Below are 21,523 nucleotides of genomic sequence, written 5' to 3'. Positions count from 1 at the left end.
GTTATTCTAGCCAATATTTGTTTCTACTCAATTCATAAATTCTTAGAGAATAATCAATTATCTTGAAAAGCTTAGAGCCTTGAATTCTTTGATATTCGGGCATCTGAGCTTTTAATCAATAATTTAGGCTTCCTATACAAACCACTATGTAATCACATCAAAATTACATAGACTAAATATTTTTATGTAACCCAATAACTGTTAGATGAATGCGTATGTTTTAATTCAAAATGTAAAAAAGTAAAAGCTAACATATTTTGTCTATAAATCATCATTTACATAAAAAGCAAAAATATTTGATAATTGCTTATATAGAACCGAAAATTCCATGATAATCGTTTAAAACAAACAGATATTTATCTTCAAAGAATGACATTAATAAAGAAAAAATAGTTATAAAGAAATATTGAAAAGTTGGTAAATGTTATTTGGTTACAGAAAAAGATTGCAAAAAAAAGTTAAAAAAAGATGACAACCAATCATAAAACTACACCATGTTTGGAACTCAAAATACTTCAAAATCTTTGAATTCACAATGGGCAGAAACTACCCAAAAAATACAAGTATTAACATCTCCTCTTAATACTTTAACTACTCTAAGTTCTGATTCGCTTCTGGGAAGTAAGAGTTCCTCACAATCCCAACAATCTGCGGTGGTGTCAGCAAATCCCAATCCTAATCCTTACTTAACCAGTGCGGCGATTGTTCCTGACTTCAATGCTGATGGCAAAACGGATAAACTTTGGGTTAATACCCAAACTGGTGAAATTATCGTTCGCTTGATGGATGGGACAAGAGTTATCGAACAAGGTTCCCTGGGCCAATTTGACCTAGCCGCCTATGATTACAAAATTGGCGAATTCAACAATGATGGCAAAACCGACTTTTTATTACGCAATAAGACAACCGGTGACAATAGCATTGTCCTGATGGATGGTACAAGAGTTGCTAATGCGGCTTCTCTAACTAGCGTTGACCCAGCCTGGACTTCTCAGATTGGCGATTTCAACGGCGATCGCAAAACCGATATCTTCTGGCATAATGCTCAAACTGGTGAGAATGCTATTTGGGAAATGGATGGCACAACAGTTGTCACTGCAACTGTTCTAGACACTACAGACCCAGCACTAACTGCTACCATTGTTGATTTCGACGGCAATGGCAAGAGTGACATCTTCTGGCGCAATCAGACAACAGGCGATAACAGCGTTTGGTTCATGGATGGTACGCAAAAGAGTGAGTTTGCGCTGCAATCACAAGATGCATCCTGGACTTATAGCGTTGGCGATTTCAACGGTGATTTAAGCACAGACCTGCTGTGGAGAAACGCTCAAACAGGTGAGAACAAGATTTGGACAATGAGAGGCATCTTAGTTACAGAGGGTGCTTTGGGAACACTTGACTCATCTTGGACTTCCAAAATTGGTGATTTCAACGGTGATGGCAAGACCGATATCTTCTGGCGCAATGGAACCACAGGTGCGAACACTGCTTGGTTGATGGATGGTACAACAGTTGCTACTGAAGCTTTCTTACCGGCTAATAACGCGGCCTTGACACCATCTCTTGGCGATTATAACGGCGACGGTAAGACCGACATCTACTGGCGTGATCAGACAACATTTGCAGATAACATTTGGACTGTAAATGAGACAACAGCAGTTGAGACTCCCATCAGCGAAGCAGACAAGCTTGGTCCAGAGTGGTATACGTTCTAAAAGCTAGAGTTAGGAGTTAGCAGTTAGAAGTTAGAAGTTAGAAGTTAGAAATCTTCCACTGCTTCTCCTACTCCTCAAAACTTGTAACTCAAAATTTGTAACTCAAAACCTGAATTTCCCCATTTTCGGGCAATTTACCAGGGCTAATGGAAATACTATCTCCATTACTACGTCGCACTGTCATACCTTGCATCAAGGCCAGAAAATCATCCAGTGGCGAAATATCGCATGCAGCAGCGTCAGCCGCCTGTGTTCGGTAATGGGTCGGAATCACCAGCTTGGGATTTAACACTTGAACAGCCTGCTTTGCTTCTTGGGCATTGTAGGCTTTTGCACTACCTCCCACTGGAATAAATGCTACATCAGGACGTCCCATCAGGATTTTTTGCTCAATGGAAATAGGTGCAGCGGCTCCGCCTAAGTGTAGGATATTAATTCCGCCTTGCTTCCAACTCCAAGCAGTATTTGAGCCAAACTGCTTACCACCTTTGCGATCATGGTCTATGGCAATTCCTTGGAACTTAATGCCTTTGAACTCATAAACTCCTGGTTCGTAGATGAGTTTTGCATTTCCCGGTAGTACATCCACAGCGCCTTCATCCAGTAGTTGACTGCTAATCAGTACCAAATCTGCTGCAACTTTTGGTAGACGATAGCCAGCAGTACAGCCGACCGCTCGAAAGGGATTGACCAGAATTTTCGCACCACCACCAGTAAAAAGAAAGCAAGTATGACCCAACCACTGAACTGATAAACCGCTAGATTGTGCGTCAGCTTGAGATTCAGAACCCAAGGTAGTAACCAAAGCTGTGACCAACCCCGCCCCAGCATAGCCCATCAACTGTCGTCGTTTCATTAATTATGCTCTCGACTGTAACTGTTCCAGAAAATTTTGCAATAACTGTTTTCCTGAAGATGTCAGGACACTCTCTGGGTGAAACTGGACGCCCTGAATGTGAGGATAGTTCCGGTGTCGCACTCCCATAATGGTGTTATCTTCAACCCAAGCGGTGATTTCTAACACATCTGGGCAAGTCTCACGTTCGATTACCAAACTATGATACCTAGTGGCGGTTAGAGGATTTTCTAATCCCCGGAAAACCCCCACTCCAGTGTGAGACACCTGAGAGGTTTTGCCATGCATCAACTCTGGAGCAGAAATTATTTTACCACCGAATACTTGACCAATGCTTTGATGTCCCAAACAGACACCCAAAATTGGCAACTCTTGGCCTAGTTGTTCAATCAACTCTAGGGAAATACCGGCATCTTCCGGGCGACCAGGCCCAGGAGAAATAACCACAGCTTCTGGCTTTAATGCCCGAATCTCATCTATGGATATCTTGTCGTTACGAAAAACTTTAATATCATCTGCCACTGGGAAATCTGCTGCCAGTTCTCCCAGATATTGCACTAAATTATATGTAAAACTGTCGTAATTGTCGATAACTATAATCAAAGCTCATCACTCCTGGTTTTTACCACTCATCAGTTGCAAAAAGCATAGACAAATATCTCATGCTATTTGTTCGCTAGGTGTAAAAATAAAGCTGGCGTGGACGCATAAAGATTACCCAGTAACCCTTCACCCAGGATGTTTGGCACGATCGCACTACTTAAATTTTGAATATGTTTTGCAAAGGGGATCAGACAGAGTGTGATCTCTTACCGAGTTACTTGGCGATGCCTGCGGTGGGCTATGACGCTCAATGACTCGCTACCGCTTCTCTACGCGAACGCTATCGGCGTCGCAAGTCACCTCTACAAAGCCGATATAATTAACTTTACCAGAGGAGGGAGCAGGAGCGTACCAGCTACCAGCACCGCTACCAAAGCAGAGACAAGGACTGCACCTGCCGCACAATCTTTAGCAATTTTTGCCAAATCATGGTATGTCTGCTTAACGGTTAAGTCCACAAGGGACTCGATCGCTGTATTTAGTAACTCTAATGCCAAAACTAAACCACTAGTTATGCCAATTACTGCGATTTCCACCGCTTGCAGATGCAAAAAAACGCTTAAAGCGATCGCTAAGGCACAAACACTTACGTGGATGCGAAAATTACGTTGAGTTTGAAAACTATAGCTGATTCCAGCCCAGGCATATTTAAAACTGACAAATAAATTAGAGGCCACTTTCCAGGAGAATTCCCGTTCGTTAGACACCAGTGTTTGTAACGAGGTAGGCGTTGGTGATGAAGAAATTTTTTGGGACATAGACTTAAAAACACAAGAACAGAGTTGCTACAGTGGGAATATTCGCCGATCTTAATGGCAGAATTAACTTAGAGGCAATCTTTAAGCAATTTTCCACAGAAGTATTATAAAAGTATTACCTAAAATTAACACTAAGGGATACACAAGCTAATGCCATTCGATGTCAATAGTAATACCTATTGCATTCAGCAATCTCACTTGCTGTTCTAACATTCGCCCCAAACTTTCTTCATCAGGATGATCCCAGCCTAAGAGGTGCAATAAACCGTGAGCAGCTAACCAGGCTAGCTCTGTTGGTAAGGTATGCTCCTGCTGTTGAGCTTGACGTTGTGCTGTATCTACAGACACGATAATATCACCTAAGTATAATGGTACAGAGGCAAGCATTTCTTTGCTTTGAGGAAAATCCACCTCCAAAGCAGCAAAGGCTAAAACGTCTGTGGGCTTATTTTGTTGACGATACTGGGCATTCAGTTCTTGAATTTGCGAGTCATCTGTCAAACGCAGCCCGATTTCATAACTTGGCGCTGGCGGAATATGAGGGTGAAGTATTTCCAACCAGTCATTAAACCAATTTTCCCAAGTTTCAGGAGTAATTCGGGGATGAGTGTCCCCAGTCTTTACAGATGTTGTCGGGGACAACTCATAAAAATAATCCTCCACATATAGTTCAACTCTCAGGGGCACACAGTCTCCTAGTCTGAGGTTTACAGTTTGGCGTTAGTGAGTTAGGTAAGCAAGACCAACAAGGAGAGCTAAAAGCCCTACGGCAGTCAACGCAAAATGCTTCAGGGAAGTTCCACCCTTGCGCACCATGTTTCGCATGGCGAGTTTTACGTAGCTAGGTTGAGGTTCTGTTGAAGGAGAGTTGCTCATAGTTATTTGTCCACAGACTCTTTTATAACTGTAACAGTTGGTCTGGGATAGAATTGCGATCGCCTGTATATTGCTAAGGAAATTCTCTGAAAACGCCCCAATCAGAGGGAATGCTGTGCATCGCGCCAATATGAAACACTAAAAATAAAGAACAAGTGCTAAGTAATGTTAAAAATAATTACTTAGTACTTGTCATTAATCTCCAATTATGAAGGAGTGCTTTCTACCAGTTTATTTTCTTGGCGCAGATAAGCTTGAATGAATGGATCAAGTTCGCCATTCATCACATCGCCAATCGCTGTTGTTTCTGTATTTGTACGTAAATCTTTCACCATTTGGTAAGGGTGAAACACATAGTTACGGATTTGGTTTCCCCAGGAGGCTTCCACCATATCGCCACGAATTTCGGCAATTTCTTGGGCGCGTTGCTCCTTGGCGATGACCAACAGCTTTGCTTTAAGGCGATTTAGAGCTTTTTCTTTATTTTGCAGTTGCGATCGCTCTTCTGTACAGCGTACAGCAAGACCTGTAGGAAGGTGAACAATCCGCACCGCAGTTTCTACTTTGTTGACATTTTGCCCACCTTTACCACCAGAACGAGTTGTGGTGATTTCCAAATCCTTGTCTGGAATGTCCAGTTGCACAGAGTTATCTATCTGTGGCATCACTTCCACTCCTGCAAAACTGGTTTGTCGCTTACCGTTAGCATTAAAAGGTGAAATCCGCACTAAGCGATGTGTACCCATTTCTGAACGCAAGTAACCATAAGCATAGCGACCAGTAATTTCTAGGGTTGCCGATTTAATTCCGGCTTCATCACCCTCCGACTCTTCAGCTAAAGTTACCTTATAGCCATGAGCTTCGCCCCAACGGGTGTACATCCGCATCAGCATAAATGCCCAGTCTTGAGCATCTGTGCCACCAGCACCAGCACTAATAGTCAGTACAGCACCTTCCGCATCATAGGGGCCGGAAAGTAACTGTTGTAACTCCCACTGATCCAGGTCACGATTCAGTTTAGTGATGGTAGATTCTGCTTCTTGGAGTAGTGCCTCATCAGTTTCTAACTCCAACAATTCAACAACTGCCTTAGTATCTTCTAGATTGGCGTGCCAGCGATCGTATTGCTGGAGATGGGCTTTCAGGTCGTTGAGTTCTTGTAGCGTTTGCTGGGCCTGGGTTTGGTCATTCCAAAATTCTGGCTGTGCTGATATTTTTTCGAGGTCTTGAATTTTAGCTGTCAGTGCAGGTACGTCAAAGATAGTCCTGGGTTTTACCCAGGCGGCCAGACAACGTTTCGATTTCGCGTTTGAGTTCTAAAACTTCCATAGTGCTTGCTGTAATGAGAGATAGAGCGCTTTGAATTAAAAAATTGCTCTTTATTCTACTTGTGTTTCTTGATTTTAGCTGTAGTTGGGCAAATTTTTTCTACACTACTTATATAAGTTACAAAAGTGACTTGAAATTATCAAGCGCTTCTTCACCTACTGAAGTAGCGTGATTTAGCTGTTGTAGATAGGCTTTGATAAACAAATCGATTTTACCGTCTAATACCTCTGTCGCAGCAGGTGTTTCTACATTGGTACGTAAATCTTTCACCTTGGTGTAAGGATGCAAGATATATTCACGGATGAGCTTGCTGGATAGAGATTTTATCAGCCGAGGTTGAATTTCATCAACTTGCTGGACATTTTGGGCTAGTGCGTAGGCGTAGCCAGCCGTAGGCATCGCAAACAGTTTACTCTTGAGAATAGCTAAGGCTTTCTCTTTGTTTGGCATCTGGCTGCGCTCTCGATCGGAAAATACACTAATCCCGGTAGGAATATGAAACACTCGCACCCATGTTTCTGGGCGGTTAACATTCCCCCGATGCCGGGGCAAAGTAATTTCTAAATGCTTCTCTGGAATTTCAAAATCAATAGACTCATCTAAAATTGGGCTGACTTCTACGCTGGCTAGGCAAGTATGCCGTTTGCCATTGCCATGAACAGGAGAATTTCGCTTTATGTTTGCATGAGTTCCTTGTTCCGATTTTATTCAGCCATAAGCATAACGTCCTGTAATTTCAAGGGTGGCATGTTTGAACCCTCCTAAGTCACCTGCTGACTCTTGCACTAGATATACTTTATGGTTGTGATTTACTGCCCAACGATAGTATAGCTGCAATAACATAGCTGCCCAGTCTTGGAAATCTATACTTCCAACCTCAGCCATAATTGTCAAGAATGCCCCCTTTTCGTCGCAGGGGTCGGACAGTAATTATTGTATTTCTACTGTTTCGAGTTCTTGCTGGAGTTGGGTAAGGTTGGCTTGCGCCTCTTGCAAAAATTCCTCATCAGCAGATAATTCTAGTAGTTCTAGTGCAGCCTTGATATCTTCTAGAATGAAGTGCGATCGCTGATACTGTTTCTTGGTAGCCTTAAGGGATTCAATTTCTTGAAGCGTCTGATAGAAAGTGACAGAATTATCCCAGAAAGTAGCTTGAGAAATTAATTGATTCAAGTCCTCAATTCTTGCACTCAATTCTCGGAAGTCAAAGACAGCCTTCGGCCTTGGTCAAGATATTAGACAACCTTTCTACTTCAATTTTGATATTTAAGAGTTCAAGCATAGTTTTGCTCACTTGAGGCTTAACTTATCTACATATTCTACTGTTAAACAGATGAAAAAACCGTGGTTGCTAAAAATTTAACCACGGTTTTACTTTATAAAACTTTACTTTTGTTAGTGTCTACAGACAATTAATCGCGGCCATTAATGGCAATTAGTAACCGCAAGATAAAGACAAACAAGTTGATGTAAGTGAGGTACATCGATAAAGCAGCAGGTAGATATTGGTCATCGCTGTAAGTGCGGGGCAAGATGTAGAAGTCGACAACAGAAACCCCAACAAACAGAAATACTCCCAAACCGGAGATGGCAATTTCTAGCCAATTTGGCGTGTAAACACCAAACATGGCAAATCCGAATTGGGCAAGACACACAACCACCAAGGCGATAACACCGAGATTAATGGTTTTCGTCAAAGCCATGCCATCTTGTTCAGAGAGATTTGAACCAATTTGACGGGCAGCAATGAAGGTGACACCACAACCAAGGGCAGCTAAACCAATGCCTTGAATGCCAACACCTTGGGATCTCAAAGCGACAAATATCAAGCCACTGAGAGTATATCCAGACAAGAGGCTATAGGTTGCCAACAGTGGTAGTGCAAGCCCCTTGTTACCTTTTTGAGCAACATTTTGGGCAACAAAGAACAAAATTAACTCCAAAATCACCGCACCAATGAAGGTGGGAAAGAATATTCCGGGGTTAGTACGGATAACTCCCAAACCGCCGTAGGTTCCTAATGCCGTTAGCACTAATCCACCACCGACGTAGGGGAGGGCGTTGGCAATCACATTTGGGCCTACAAGGGCGTGAGATTTAGCCTCACGCATAGCTTCACGAAAATTACTGGTATTGCTCATATTGAAAAACTGTTTTTTAGGAAAACTTCTGCCTATTCCTATTCTTACCAAGATTTTGGGCGAGAAACCAGGAAGGGGAAGAGACAACTAAACAAAAAACATTATCCAATATTGAAATTTTTATGTGAAAAACAAAAATAACCTGCAACAGAGAGGTTAGCAAAATCATGCGTACAAATACTGAATTATGGAGTTCGGCCCCTCATAAGTTCAGTGAAACGACGATGGCTTATTCTTCCCTGACTAAGCAGAATAATAACAGCTTAGAAGAAAATATACGCAACTCCATTTTCTGAGGAATAGGAGTTTCAACAAAGGAATGTATATGGCAACAAGTGAGTCCTCTTTACGAACTGATGGTATAGAATTATTACACTTGTACCACCAGAATCCTTCTATTAAACTTCGTAATAAACTTGTACAGTTACATACTGGCTTAGTACGGAAGATGGCTCATAAATTCAGCCATCAATGTAATGAACCTTATGAAGATTTAGAACAAATTGGGTATTTTGGTTTGATTAGGGCTATTGAGCGTTTCGATCCCAGCCAAGGATATGCTTTTAGTTCCTTTGCTGTGCCATACATTCGCGGTGAGATGCTGCACTTTTTGCGCGATCGCAGTACTCTATTAAAAATTCCCCGTCGTTGGCAAGAATTATACAATGAAGGGCAAAAGATTCGCAAGGACTTGGCAATGTCTTTAGGTCGCCAGCCCAAGGATGCTGAAATTGCCAGCCACCTGCGGGTATCTGTGCAAGAATGGCAAGAAACCAAGTTAGCCGCTCAAAATCGGATGCCTTTAAGTTTAGATGCAACCGCAGTTAACTATGTTGATTGCCAAATAACCTTGGGTGAAGCACTTCCTTGTCCCCGTTCTCATGTTCTTTTACAACAAGAAGAAGAACGCCAACAACTGCAAGGTGCAATCAATATGTTGGAAGAAAAGCCCCGAATGGCAGTCGAAATGGTTTTTTTGAAGGAACTTTCTCGCAAGGATGCTGCTAAAAATATTGGCACTAGTCCAATGACAGTAACGCGGTATCTGCAAAAGGGAATTCAAGATTTGATTTGCTATTTACAACCACAGGTAATGCCCACTGGTTCGTAGTCGTGCTGAGTCAAAAATCCAATGACTAATGACTAATGACTAATTATCTAGATTTTAAATCAGCGATCGCACCTTTGGTCATAGCAGCAATAGCTTGATCTGTCGCTTTTGGCAAATGATAATATTTACCGCCTGCTGTTTGCGATAATTCTTTAGCAAAGCCAGTAGACACAAATTTACTTTCCGTATCAATTACTAATAGTTGCATCCCCAAAGCACGAATTCTAGCAGCAATTTCTAATAATTCTCCTTTGATATCTGGCTTTTCTCCTGGTTCAAGCTGTTCACCCAAAGAACGCGCTAAGGGAATATTACCCCGCCCATCGGTGATTGCTACAAGGACAACTTGCCCAATATCTCCACTCATCTGGGCATTTAAGCCGACGCGTACAGCTTGAGTTAAACCATGCGCTAAGGGCGAACCCCCACCACAGGGCAACCTTTCCAAACGGTTACGCGCTAAGGCAATAGAACGTGTTGGAGGCAATAATACCTCTGCTTGTTCTCCCCGGAAAGGAATTAATGCTATTTGATCGCGGTTTTGATAAGCTTCTGTTAACAGTTGCATCACCGCACCTTTAGCCGATTGCATTCGATTCAGGGCCATTGAGCCAGAAGCATCTACCACAAACACTACCAACGCCCCGGCTTTGCGTACCAGGCGTTTCGAGCGAATATCAGGCTGTTCTACAATAACTTTTCTATCTGGTTGTCTTTCTCTTCGTGCTTTTTGATAAGGAGCAGCTGCTCTTAGGGTAGCATCTACTGCAATGCGTCGCGCTTTCCCCTTGGGTAACATTGGTTTAATGTAGCGTCCCCTGTCATCGGAAAAGATGACACTGCGGCTACCAGATTTACCTTGCCGCTTCGCCATTTGAGTAAAATACAGCACGTTGTCATCAAGGATTACCCCTTCTGGATCAAAGATAAACTCTTCCGGGATGCTGGGGGGTTCTTGCTCTTGATTTTCTTCCTGTTCTTCCTGTTCCTCCTGTTCTTCGTCTTCTGATTCATCTTGGGGTTCTTCTTGATTCTGTTGTGGCGGCGGTGGAGGCGGTGGTGGTGCTTGATCGGGTGGCGGTGTCTGCACAACTGTTGCCCGTGGTACAATTACCAGTTCTACAGCACGGCGCAAATCTTCGGCATTAACTGTTGTCCGTCCCTCCAAAGCCGCAGCCGCTTTGGCAACCCGCGTGGCGAATAACTCGGCGCGATGTCCCTGAACTCCTCCGCGAATGGCCTCATCCACTAAGTAGGCAATTTGTTCATGGGTGATGATGACTTCTTTCAACCATTCCCGTGCCAAGATGATTTGGGTTTTGAGGGAGTCTAAGTCTTCGCTGTACTGTTGGAGAAAGTCTTGGGGAGATTTAGAATAAGCGATCGCTTGTTCAACTGCTGCTACTCTTTGATCTAAGCCAAGTACACCGTCAGCAGAGAGTGCGATCGCAATTCTATCTAGCAAATGTTCCCTTAATCCACCTTCTTCTGGATTGTAGGTGGCAATAAATAGGGATTTGCACGGATGCTGAAAACTAATTCCTTCCCGTTCAATCTGGTTGCGTCCCTCAGATAATACTGTTAAAAGCTGATTTGATATTTGGTCATCTAATAAATTAATTTCATCTACGTACAGTACACCCCGGTTTGCTGTAGCGAGTAATCCAGGCTGAAAAATGGTATCTCCTTGTTTTACCGACTTTTCAACATCCACTGAGCCAAGGAGTCGGTCTTCTGTAATACCTAGAGGAATTTGCAAAAAAGGCGCAGGAATAATTTCGACGGGCACATCTTGAATGTCTTTGTCTGCGTACTCCGCCAAAAGTTGATCGTCCCATTCTTCTGGGTGGTTGGGGTCACAATTGCTAATTGAGCCTTTGACAACTTCAATCGGCGGTAGTAGAGCGTGGATAGCACGAGCCATTACAGATTTTGCCGTACCACGACGACCTGCGATCGCTACTCCTCCCAAACCAGGATCAACTGCGGCTAACAGCAAGGCTAATTTAATTGCTTCTTGACCGACTACGGCTGTCAAGGGAAAGGCAGTGATTGTGGGGTTGGTAGTAGGCGCAGGCATTGTTTGCTTTCATAGCGAGTCTCGGCCTTTAGCATACCAATTTCTGACACATTTAGAATAAGTATTATGGCAATGAGAGAAAGGTAAGGTTATGAGTATTGCTCAGGCTAAACGCTTCACACTGGATGAATACCACAGGCTTGGAGAATTGGGCTTTTTCCATGAAGATGACCACATTGAATTAATTAATGGGGAAATTATTGAAATGGCATCTAAAGGTACAGCCCATGAAACTTGTTTAAGAAAACTGTGGAAGGAACTCCCCAAAATACTGGGAGACAAGGCTACTTTGCAATCACAAGCGCCGATTGCTTTGCCACCTAATAGCGAACCTGAGCCTGATTTTGCGATTGTTCAAAACCGTGCTGATGATTATCTATCGGGTCATCCTAAAGCGGCTGATGTGTTTTTAGTAATAGAGGTTTCAGATTCTTCTTTAGGCTATGACCAAGACGTTAAAATACCTCTCTATGCTAAAGGAGGTATTACTGATTATTGGTTATTCAATTTATTCGATAATTATTTGGAAGCTTACAGTGAACCATATCAGGATAATCAAGGCAGATATGGTTATTCAAATAAGCGAATTTTCCTGTCAGATGAGACAATAACTTTTCCCTGCTTCCCTGATTTATCTCTTGATTTAGCTAAGGTGTTTCCGCTAAAGCGGAATTTTTAAACTTTGTTATAGGATTCAGTCATAAGACAAAGGAGTAAGTTTTATGGCTTATAGTGATTTTAAACTTATTGAAGTTATTGATTCTTTTGGGTTAGTTATCCACGAGTCATCTGGACTATTTGCAAATGTGCAGGAGCAAGAATGTAGTGATTTATTATCTACTATTCTTAGGGAAAATGTTGATTTAGCAGTAGCGATAAGTTCGGAAAAAGCTCGTAGTGAAATGATAATAAGTCCAATTTTATTAGAAATTAGACGCAAATTCAATTATAAAATTAGCTTTTTTTCTGGAGTGGATTTTACTGTTGATAGCCAGCGAGGATTAAACGGCTTTTGTGATTTTATTTTGAGTCTTTCTTCGGAGCAGTTGCTTGTACGCAGTCCGGTGATTGTTTTAGTAGAAAGTAAAAATGAAAATTTGAGGTCTGGTTTAGCGCAATGTATTGCCGAAATGGTAGCTGCTCAGTTATTTAACGAAAGAGGCGGAAATCAAATAAAAGCTATATATGGTGCTGTTACTATAGGTACGCTCTGGCAATTTCTTAAACTTGAAGGCAATGTAGTTTCGATTGATTTGAGTGAATATTATATCAAGGATATTAAGAAGATTTTAGGTATTTTGTATGGTGCGATCGCGCAAAGTAAACCGTAAATTATTTTTAGCTAAAAAATGGTTATTTTGAGAGAATGCTATAGATTATTATTCAAATTTATAGATAACAGGCGATGTCTTATGACAAGCTACTACGCATCTATGTTTTTACTAAATATTCATAAATAATCATATTGACATCCAGAATCAGCTATGCAATTCTGTATGTAAGACAGAATAAACAACCGCACTCTAAAGCGCAGGTTTTTGGTAATGTCTCAGCAGCAGAATTCCTAGTTTCCTGCCGAGCTTCGTGTCATCCCTTCGGCTGAGTATTCAGTCCAATTTCAGGTCAACTGATTGACTAGACTTTCAACGGGAAGACAAGATGTTTGGATGAATGTTCAGGGGAAAAGATGACGCGAAACTTGGTAGGAAGCCAGGAGTTCTACGGCTGAGACTTGAACCAAACGAAAACGACGGTAGAGATATTTATTGCAGGGTAGTACTTTTTGAGTACAAATTCCTTGTATAAAGACTTCCTACTGCTGGATGTGTAATTTGTTGAATCTGTCCAGTTCACCAAAGAATACTGGATACATTACAATGACACACGCTAATCAATCTTCCAAAAAACAAACAAGCCAGCAGCTACCTCTAGTTTCCATTTTTTGGGATTATCAAAATGCTAAATTAAGTCCATCTCAGGCTAAATTATTGTTGAATTTTGCACAATCCAAAGGACGTGTAATTAGTGCAAATGTTTACTACAATGCACAGTGTAAAGATCAAGTTTCTGTAAAGGATGATTTAGGCAATCTTTTTAACTGTCTTAATGTTCCTTGTCCTTTAAAAAATAGTGCAGATAACCAATTAATAGCTGATTGTTTAGGGGATATTCACAGTAATATATCTCCAGATATAATTCTGCTTATATCAGGGGATGGAGACTTTGTAAAATTGGTTTATAATCTGCAAAAATTAGAGAAAAAAGTCATCATTCTTGCTAAAAAAGGTAATGTAAAACAAAAGCTTCAAGAATTGGCTGATGAATTTTACTTTTTAGACGATTTACCCCAATTAATTAACGATACAAATCTGCCTAAAATTATTTCTGTTGTGTCTCAGATTAATTACAATGAGGCTATAGAGTATCTAACTGAAGCTATCAAAACTGCCTCAATCCAAGGTAAACCCACCGTATTTGGTCGCATTGATAGATTGATGCGTCAACGTTGTGCTAACTATCAAGGATACTTATCTATTTCTACAGATGATGGCAAGAAATTTAAGAGTTTTAGCCAGTTTATTAATGTTGCTGTAAAGGATGGCAAAGTCCAAAAGCAAAATCAGGAGTTATTTTTAACTGAGTTAGATACACTGGCTGCCTAATATAACTTTGAAAACCCAGTTGAATAGAAAACTGGGTTTTAGCAACACACCGCGATTTGCGGTTTTTTCATGTCTAAACGAAAGAACGCTTGTGAACTTTTCCAACAGTCAATTTCTGCAACAAGACACAAGATAAAATGCATAAACTTCTAATATTTCATAATGAAAAACTTCTACGCCGTGCGCTTACTCACCGTTCTTATGTCCATGAAAACCCCGGAGAAGGCGAACATAATGAACGCCTAGAATTCCTCGGTGATGCTTTGCTGAATTTCTTAAGTGGCGAGTATCTATATAAGTGTCACCCAGAAATGGGAGAAGATGAATTAACCCGACGGCGTTCGGCGCTGGTAGATGAGAAACAATTGGCAAAGTTCGCTGAAGAGGTAGGTTTAGACTTTAGGATGCGGTTAGGAAAAGGCGCTATTCGAGACGGAGGCTACCAAAATCCTAATTTGCTTAGTAGCACCTTTGAAGCTGTACTTGGTGCTTACTATTTAGATAATGATTCCAATATTGAAGCAGTTCGCGCAATTATAGAACCACTATTTGATTCTGTAGATCCTAAGCATATAGTTGTGTCTCGTTCTAATGTAGACTCAAAAAATCGTTTTCAAGAATGGGTGCAACGCAACGTTACTCCAACTCCTCCCAAATATTTCACGGAACAAATAGGAGGCCCTTCTCACGCGCCAGAATTCATAGCAAAAGTATTGGTAGATGGAAAAATTTACGGCGAAGGTAAGGGACGTAATAAGAAAGATGCAGAGAAAGCTGCTGCTGAGGATGCGCTCGCTAAGTTGAAAAAACAAGGTTTGTTGTAATCATGTTTTTTGATTTCACGCAAAGGCGCAAAGAATAATTTTACGTCTTGGCGCGAAATCAACTTTCGATTTGTAAAGGCAAAATTACAGTAAAAGTAGAACCAATGCCTACCTCAGAGACTAGCTTAATTTCACCTTTGAGCAGTTTTACTAAGCGGGAGACGATCGCTAATCCCAATCCTGTACTATCAGCGAGATAGGGACGATCGCTTGAACTTACGCGAAAATAAGGTTCAAATATCTGGGCTTGATTTTCGGGTGCAATGCCAATTCCAGTGTCACAAACTGCGATCGCACATCTCTGGTTCTCCAACACCTGACACATTATAATAATAGTCCCCGACTCTGTATAGCGAATTGCATTACTAATAAGATTTGTAATAATTTGTTGGCATTGAAAAGAATCTGTGATTAATTCTTTGGGAGCGCGATCGCAATCTACTACAATTTTTAAATTTTTCCCAGCAGCTAAAGGTTCCAACATTTCACACACATTATTAATTAATTCCTGCACATCTGTGGGTGCTAGTTGGAGTTTTATCTGCCCTGAGTCATAGCGCGAAAGTTCTAACACATCATTGATCAGATGGAGTAACTGTCTACCGTTGCGTAGCACTCGCTCAATATGTTCTAAATTGCTATAGTTATCTTTTATCTCTGTTTTTCGTCGTTGTTGGCGTAAAAACAAATCCGAGTAACCAATAATAGAAGTTAGCGGATGTTTCAATTCGTGGGCTAGTTGTGAAAGATACTCTTGATTGGCGCTAATCAAGCGCGTGAGTTCTTCATTGTGGAGTGTTAATGATGACTGCAACTGCTGTAATTCTCGCAACCGCTCCTCAACATAACTCTTGAAACAGCGAGCGATCGCTTCGTCTATAATAGCGTCAATCAAACGCATGGAACGAATTATCTCTACAGGTGTGCCACCCAATAAATCTGCTTGTAGAGTATCAAATATCACCGTTCGCAGCAGATGATATTCTGTAGCTATTTCTGCTGGATCAAAGCCTTGTTCGGCTCGAATAGCTCCATGCTGGAAACTAGCAGTAACTATTGACTGAATATCATTATCCTGAGATTTTGAAAGCACTGTCACCATCGCTTTCAAAACATCAGGGATGTGATCCTTTACTGCTGTATAAGATAGGTCATCAGCACTTTCAATCCGTCTATCCTTGCGAACTGCTAGAATCCATTTATCGAGGATGGTGTCCGTTTTTTCAGCCAGTACTTGACTAAAATCCATTATGTTAAATATCAGCTAGGAGATAAATGAGTAAACTTCCATATGCAATTAGTTTAGCGAGTGCAATGAGTTTTTACCAAATTTAGTGATATTTTTCACCTACCAAAAGGAATAAATTGCACATTCTCTTCTAGTTACCGAGCAATTAAGGTTGTATAAAATTTTTTCAGTACATTATATTTCTTTTTAAAAAATATTAATCAGGTATGTAACATTCTTAATGCTTGGCTCGGCTATATTGTTTAGCAGTCTGTGCAAGGAGTTCACTCACAACACAACTAGCAACACAAGTTTTAATTGTTACTACCAATTAAGGAATGACACTTAATTTTGGTATTGAAATTAACAACATTTATCATAAGATAGATGGCTTTTACTGAGCATCGATGTTATATTGTCCATAACTTAGTATCCATTAGAGTAAGTCAGCCTAATTCAGCGTGTCACAGTGCATAACGCTGGAGCGGAGGAACCAAATTGTGGGGCGTATCTCATAGAAAGTGAGGAGTTGAGAGTGAGGAGTTAGGAATTAAATAAAATTTAGTAACTCATAACTCATAACTCATAACTCATAACTCATAACTCATAACTTTCTACAGAAGGGCATCTCTCAGCCCTAGCCCGTCAGCTAACTTCGTAGGCATTGAGAGGAGACTGAAGAGACGGCATTTTTATAATGTTCCGATCTCATCGGTGTCCAAGGCTGGTACTGCTCGGATTTTTTGTACCTGCACTTAAATCTGTTGAGGTCGTAAATGATATTTCAATTAAATTTGGCTGCGATCGCTGCGATCGCTGGACAGGCTGCTTGGAAAAAAACAAAACCTGTCATCCTTAAAGATGTTTTCTTTTTACCTGTATTGGGGTTCTTGGGAATAATCGTTCTGTGGTGGATTGTTGCACTTGCCAACCATGAATTGATGCCCACCCCGCCCGAAGCGTTGATTGCTAATTTAGACTACATCTTAAATCCCTTCTACCAGCGAGGCCCAGGCAACTTGGGAATTGGTTGGTTGTTAATAGCAAGTCTGCGCCGGGTATTAATAGGCTTTTTGTTGGGTGCGGTAGTAGCGATTCCTCTGGGGTTTCTAATTGGCATGTCCAGACCGGCAATGCTAGCACTCAATCCGATCATTCAAATTTTTAAACCTGTATCGCCCCTAGCTTGGCTACCCATCGCCTTAGCAATTTTCAATTTGGCAGATCCTTCAGCCATTTTTGTCATCTTTATTACTTCTTTATGGCCGACAATTATTAATACCGCTTTAGGAGTTTCTAGCGTTCCTAAAGATTATTTAGATGTGGCACGAGTACTGGAAATGCCACGTTGGCGGCGGATTACAAAAATCATTTGGCCTGCAAGTTTGCCGTATATTTTTACAGGTTTACGAATTAGTTTAGGCATAGCTTGGCTGGTAATCGTTGCCGTGGAAATGCTTACAGGCGGTATTGGTATCGGCTTTTTCGTCTGGGATGAATGGAGTCGCTTAAACCTGAGTTCAGTCTTTTTAGCTGTGTTGGTAATTGGTATAACTGGATTAATCCTGGATTACGCCGTGGACAAAATCCAAGAATTAGTAACCCATCGCCCTAAAACTTCCAACTAACAAAATTCGGCTGCTATCAAAACAGCAAGATATAACGTGACTCTGCGCTTGTAGCATGAGCAATTAATCACCAATGGAGCTACAAAAATGGGTGATATTAACTGGACTCGGCGAGATATTATCAAGGGAATAGGAGCAACAACGGCGGGAATGGCGCTGTCCTCCTGTGGCATTTCAGGGGATAGATCAGCCAAAGGATTGACAGAAGAAGCTTTAGCTGTGGAACCAGTAGTTAAAAGCGGCGACCTAGAAAAAGCCGATCTTACAGTTGGTTACGTTCCCGTTAATGATTGTGCGCCATTTGCGATCGCTTGGAAAAAAGGCTTCTTCCGCAAGTATGGTTTGAACGTTACACTCAACCGCGAAGCCAGTTGGGCCACCTCCCGCGACGGTGTAATTTTTGGTCGCCTGGATGCTTCACCCGTGGTATCTGGTGCAGTCACCAACGCCAGAATTGGTGCCGAAGGGGCACGCCATGCCCCCTTGTGTGCAGCCATGACCATTCACCGCCACGGTAACGCCATGACCATGAACAAAGCCATGTGGGATTTTGGGCTGCGTCCGTGGTACGAGTATCAAGAAAAATATGGCGATGGTGCTTTAGAAGCCTTTGGGCGCGATTTCCGAAACTACTTTGAGAAGCAACCCGCAGAAGGCAAAGTCTGGGCGGTAGTATTAAGTTCCGCCATTTACGAATACTTTATCCGTTACTTATCCGCCGCCGCAGGGGTTGATCCGCTTAAAGAGTTTCGCGTCATCATCGTTCCGCCACCCCAAATGGTGACAAATGTGCGGATTGGGGCAATGCAAGCTTACATGGTTGCGGAACCGTGGAACACAAGGGCAATAACAGGTAACGAAAACATCGGCTTTACTTTCGCACAAGGTAAAGAAGTCTGGTTGGGACACCCAGATCGACTTTTGGGGGTGATGGAATCTTTCATCGACAAATATCCCAAAACCTATCGTTCTTTAGTCAAGGCGATGATTGAAGCCTGTCAGTATTGCAGCAAAATAGAAAACCGCCAAGAAGTAGCCGAACTGATTACAGACCGTTCCTTTACAGGTGCAAGACCTAAAAAGAAAGATGCCCCAATTGCGAAGTTTACAAGTCCGGGAATTCTCGGCAACTACAACTATGGCGGCTTTGACGGCAAAGACCGCACCATCCAAGCCGCTGACACCACAATTTTTTTTGATATTCCTGACAACCTTCCCAAACAGCCAGCAGAACACTCCACATTCTTATGGAGATCGAGAAGTATCTGGATGATGACACAAGCAGCACGGTGGGGACAAATTAAGGAATTTCCCAAAAATGCCGAGAAACTAGCAGAACTTGGCTGGAGAACGGATTTATATCGGGAGATAGCATCTGAAATGGGCATCGAGTGCCCCAAGGATGATTACAAGGTCGAACCACCAGAAGTATTTATAGATAAGAAAGGCTTCGACCCCAGCGATCCTGTGGGCTATCTGAATAGTTTTGCTATCAGGGCTAACGCTCCCACTAACTTTTTCATGTCGTGAAGTACCCCTTTTTGCTTCACTGAAAAAGGAGCTTCCAATTTCAACTACAGCAACGACGGTCTTATTCGTCTTTTGGGTTTCCCGTTTCATCCGTTCTTGCCACGTTAGGCATTCCTATTACTAGAAATTCGGAACTAAATCCGATGATAGCGTAGCGGTAGCGAGTCATCGAGCGTCTGGTCTTACAAAGCGTCAACAGGCAGCATCCTTTTGATCGGAAACAATCCAAAATTGATTGACTAAATTATTTCGGGAGCCTTTGATGATGGAATATACCTCATTACCTATTAATACCCAGACCGGAGTTCTACCCCGCACTGGGTTTTTAGAAATTGAAAATTTAGTTAAGTCTTATCCGACACCTGATAAAGATAACTTTGTCGTTTTAGATGGAGTTAATCTGACGATTGGTGAAGATGAATATATTTCTGTAATTGGTCACTCTGGTTGTGGTAAATCAACTCTACTAAAGATAGTAGCTGGTTTAGAAAAAGCAACTTCCGGCTCAGTCAGGCTAGATGGGAAAGAAATTCGTCAGCCAGGAGCCGAGCGGATGATGGTATTTCAGAACTATTCGCTGTTGCCTTGGTTGACAGTGCGAGAAAATATCCGGTTAGCTGTGGATGAAGTGCTAAAAAATGCTAATCGGGCTGAAAAAATCAGCATTGTAAATCAACACTTGGCAATGGTAAACTTGACGGCGGCGGCTGACAAATATCCTGATGAAATTTCTGGAGGTATGAAACAACGAGTAGGTATTGCTAGAGCTTTAGCAATTCGTCCTAAAATGTTGCTGATGGATGAACCTTTTGGGGCACTAGATGCGCTAACTCGTGGCAAATTACAGCGGCAGGTATTGGATATTTGGGAAAATAATCGTCAAGCAGTGATGATGATTACCCACGATGTAGATGAAGCAATTTATATGTCCGATCGCATCGTCTTGATGACCAATGGCCCATCTGCTAGTATAGGAGAGATTTTAAAAGTTCCTTTTGAGCATCCACGCGATCGCGCCGCTATGCGAAACTCAAAAGAATATTTTGAACTCCGCAACCACGCCCTAAATTTCCTTGATCGATATTTTGCCCAAGACGAGTAAATTAGATTATCATTTTTTTTAGTGGGTAGCCTAATTCAAATTCATGAAAGCTGAATTTGGAACGGAGGAACCAATGTTTGGGGCTAATCTTACGAGAGACACCTTCCAGTCTTAGCCCGTCAGCTAACTCCGTAGGCAATGGAAGGAACCCCCAAGACTTTGGCTGTAATACAGTTATTATTGGGGTTTCCTTGACTGATTTAAGATTTGAACTTTTGGTTATCATCACTCAATCTAAAATCCAAAATCGTTTGACTGAGTGTAGCCGTTCGCGTAGCGTTCCGCAGGAAAGTCCAAATTCTAAAATTTGTCACCCTGCTTCTCATTGCTAATTCATTTCATTGGGAGAAGTAAAGCTGTGCAAATTAAGCCAATGTTAGCACGTCTGCAAAGTGCCACAGGCCGAGATGACTTAATTGAACAAATGGTACTGTTGCCAGAACCAAAAAAACCTTTTTCTAAAAAACCTCAAAAAGCAAAAGCAGTTAATTTAATTGTTGCCTATGACGCATCTCCTAACAGTCATACGGCGCTAGATATTGCTTTCTGGATTGCCCATCAAACGCGTTTAGCCACCAATGCAGAAGTCACAGTTCAAGCCGTTTATGTACTAGAAGACAATCAAAGCAGCCAGTATCCAAATATCTTGAGCTTTCCACAACAACAGCCTTCATTGGAATGCCAAGTTAATGAAGTATCAAAATCTGCCACACTGGTATTAAGTCAACCCCAATTGCAGACAGTAGTAACTCCCCTACAACAAGCAGATATAATTCTCTGGCAAGCCCGAAGTCTGGCTGAAGAATGGCAGGGTTGCTTCAAATCTCATTTGCGGTTTGGCTGCATTTACACAGAACTTACCAAAGTTGTTGAATCAGAAACTGCCGATATTCTGTTTTTAGGTTGCAACTCTGTTAATCATCCGATGATTGAGGCACTAGGCTCTAATTTTCCCTGCGCCGTTTTGGGTATTCCCAGTTGTATTGATGAATAATCACTGTTCAGAATTTCAGTAATTTTTATCCAATTGTAATGATAGATAAGTCACCTAGTTGTAGGTGACTTTTTTCGCTACT

19 protein-coding genes, 1 pseudogene and 2 riboswitches are annotated in these 21,523 nt (G+C 41.8%); of the genes and pseudogenes, 10 read left to right on the top strand and 10 right to left on the bottom strand.

All coding sequences use genetic code 11. From position 1 onward, the window contains the following. Positions 1–494 precede the first annotated feature (494 nt). On the top strand, positions 495–1,718 hold the full coding sequence (locus H6G92_RS02930) for an FG-GAP repeat domain-containing protein (protein ID WP_190890550.1): 1,224 nt from the start codon (positions 495–497) through the stop codon (positions 1,716–1,718). Between the two features lie 88 nt (positions 1,719–1,806). Here H6G92_RS02930 and H6G92_RS02925 read toward each other — a convergent pair whose 3' ends face one another. The 8 genes and pseudogenes from H6G92_RS02925 to H6G92_RS02890 form a co-directional block, all read right to left on the bottom strand. Next, complete coding sequence (locus H6G92_RS02925) at positions 1,807–2,574, bottom strand: MBL fold metallo-hydrolase (protein WP_190890548.1); 768 nt, start codon at positions 2,572–2,574, stop codon at positions 1,807–1,809. A 3-nt stretch (positions 2,575–2,577) separates the two neighbouring features. After that, the gene (locus H6G92_RS02920; protein WP_190890546.1) at positions 2,578–3,177 is read right to left on the bottom strand and encodes an anthranilate synthase component II; all 600 of its coding nucleotides are present in this window, start codon (positions 3,175–3,177) and stop codon (positions 2,578–2,580) included. 302 nt (positions 3,178–3,479) lie between these two features. Further along, positions 3,480–3,935 (bottom strand): diacylglycerol kinase family protein, encoded by a 456-nt coding sequence (locus tag H6G92_RS02915; protein WP_190890544.1) that lies wholly within the window; start codon positions 3,933–3,935, stop codon positions 3,480–3,482. 147 nt (positions 3,936–4,082) lie between these two features. Beyond that, positions 4,083–4,616: an rRNA maturation RNase YbeY gene (ybeY, locus tag H6G92_RS02910; RefSeq protein WP_190890779.1), complete on the bottom strand. Its 534-nt coding sequence runs from the start codon at positions 4,614–4,616 to the stop codon at positions 4,083–4,085. 39 nt (positions 4,617–4,655) lie between these two features. Then, positions 4,656–4,811, bottom strand: coding sequence for a DUF3285 domain-containing protein (locus H6G92_RS02905; protein ID WP_104904774.1), 156 nt, complete (start codon positions 4,809–4,811; stop codon positions 4,656–4,658). A gap of 206 nt (positions 4,812–5,017) precedes the next feature. Continuing rightward, positions 5,018–6,140 (bottom strand): peptide chain release factor 2 gene (gene prfB, locus H6G92_RS02900; protein ID WP_190890542.1). Its coding sequence is split into 2 segments (ribosomal slippage): positions 5,018–6,067 and positions 6,069–6,140, totalling 1,122 coding nucleotides; the frame shifts between segments, so codons are not numbered across the junction. A 117-nt stretch (positions 6,141–6,257) separates the two neighbouring features. Further along, positions 6,258–7,422 (bottom strand): annotated as a pseudogene (locus H6G92_RS02895) (PCRF domain-containing protein). Between the two features lie 130 nt (positions 7,423–7,552). Continuing rightward, positions 7,553–8,281: a Bax inhibitor-1/YccA family protein gene (locus tag H6G92_RS02890; RefSeq protein WP_190890540.1), complete on the bottom strand. Its 729-nt coding sequence runs from the start codon at positions 8,279–8,281 to the stop codon at positions 7,553–7,555. Positions 8,282–8,606: 325 nt separating this feature from the next. On the opposite strand from H6G92_RS02890, the gene H6G92_RS02885 reads away from it, so the two are divergent. Continuing rightward, on the top strand, positions 8,607–9,392 hold the full coding sequence (locus H6G92_RS02885) for an RNA polymerase sigma factor SigF (RefSeq protein WP_094329630.1): 786 nt from the start codon (positions 8,607–8,609) through the stop codon (positions 9,390–9,392). Between the two features lie 43 nt (positions 9,393–9,435). Here the strand turns inward: H6G92_RS02885 and bchD are convergent, their stop codons facing one another. Then, a complete protein-coding gene (bchD, locus tag H6G92_RS02880; protein ID WP_190890538.1) occupies positions 9,436–11,472 on the bottom strand; it encodes a magnesium chelatase ATPase subunit D in 2,037 nt (678 codons plus the stop codon). A gap of 91 nt (positions 11,473–11,563) precedes the next feature. On the opposite strand from bchD, the gene H6G92_RS02875 reads away from it, so the two are divergent. From H6G92_RS02875 to rnc, 4 genes are all read left to right on the top strand, one after another. After that, entirely contained in the window at positions 11,564–12,151 is a 588-nt protein-coding gene (locus H6G92_RS02875) for a Uma2 family endonuclease (RefSeq protein WP_190890536.1), read from the top strand. 43 nt (positions 12,152–12,194) lie between these two features. Then, positions 12,195–12,803, top strand: a complete 609-nt coding sequence (locus H6G92_RS02870; protein WP_190890534.1) for a hypothetical protein — start codon at positions 12,195–12,197, stop codon at positions 12,801–12,803. Positions 12,804–13,349: 546 nt separating this feature from the next. Further along, on the top strand, positions 13,350–14,135 hold the full coding sequence (locus H6G92_RS02865; RefSeq protein WP_190890531.1) for an NYN domain-containing protein: 786 nt from the start codon (positions 13,350–13,352) through the stop codon (positions 14,133–14,135). Positions 14,136–14,272: 137 nt separating this feature from the next. Next, positions 14,273–14,959 (top strand): ribonuclease III, encoded by a 687-nt coding sequence (gene rnc, locus H6G92_RS02860; RefSeq protein ID WP_190890529.1) that lies wholly within the window; start codon positions 14,273–14,275, stop codon positions 14,957–14,959. A 58-nt stretch (positions 14,960–15,017) separates the two neighbouring features. On the opposite strand, the gene H6G92_RS02855 is transcribed toward rnc, so the two are convergent. Continuing rightward, positions 15,018–16,208 (bottom strand): sensor histidine kinase, encoded by a 1,191-nt coding sequence (locus H6G92_RS02855; protein WP_190890527.1) that lies wholly within the window; start codon positions 16,206–16,208, stop codon positions 15,018–15,020. 417 nt (positions 16,209–16,625) lie between these two features. After that, a riboswitch (cyclic di-AMP (ydaO/yuaA leader) is annotated at positions 16,626–16,866 on the top strand. Positions 16,867–16,963: 97 nt separating this feature from the next. On the opposite strand from H6G92_RS02855, the gene ntrB reads away from it, so the two are divergent. The 4 genes from ntrB to H6G92_RS02835 all read left to right on the top strand — a co-directional run bounded on the left by ntrB (position 16,964) and on the right by H6G92_RS02835 (position 21,441). Further along, a complete protein-coding gene (gene ntrB / locus H6G92_RS02850) occupies positions 16,964–17,815 on the top strand; it encodes a nitrate ABC transporter permease (RefSeq protein WP_190890524.1) in 852 nt (283 codons plus the stop codon). Between the two features lie 87 nt (positions 17,816–17,902). Further along, complete coding sequence (locus tag H6G92_RS02845; RefSeq protein ID WP_190890522.1) at positions 17,903–19,345, top strand: ABC transporter substrate-binding protein; 1,443 nt, start codon at positions 17,903–17,905, stop codon at positions 19,343–19,345. Between the two features lie 265 nt (positions 19,346–19,610). Then, positions 19,611–20,447: an ABC transporter ATP-binding protein gene (locus H6G92_RS02840; protein WP_190890777.1), complete on the top strand. Its 837-nt coding sequence runs from the start codon at positions 19,611–19,613 to the stop codon at positions 20,445–20,447. A 38-nt stretch (positions 20,448–20,485) separates the two neighbouring features. Then, positions 20,486–20,600: riboswitch (cyclic di-AMP (ydaO/yuaA leader) on the top strand. Between the two features lie 220 nt (positions 20,601–20,820). Further along, positions 20,821–21,441 carry a universal stress protein gene (locus H6G92_RS02835; RefSeq protein WP_190890775.1) on the top strand — a complete coding sequence of 207 codons (621 nt, stop codon included), beginning with the start codon at positions 20,821–20,823 and terminating at the stop codon, positions 21,439–21,441. Positions 21,442–21,523 lie beyond the last annotated feature (82 nt).

The organism is Nostoc foliaceum FACHB-393 (assembly GCF_014698505.1).
GTDB classification, from domain to species: Bacteria; Cyanobacteriota; Cyanobacteriia; order Cyanobacteriales; family Nostocaceae; genus Nostoc; species Nostoc foliaceum_A.
This window is presented reverse-complemented; position numbering and strand designations above follow the sequence as displayed.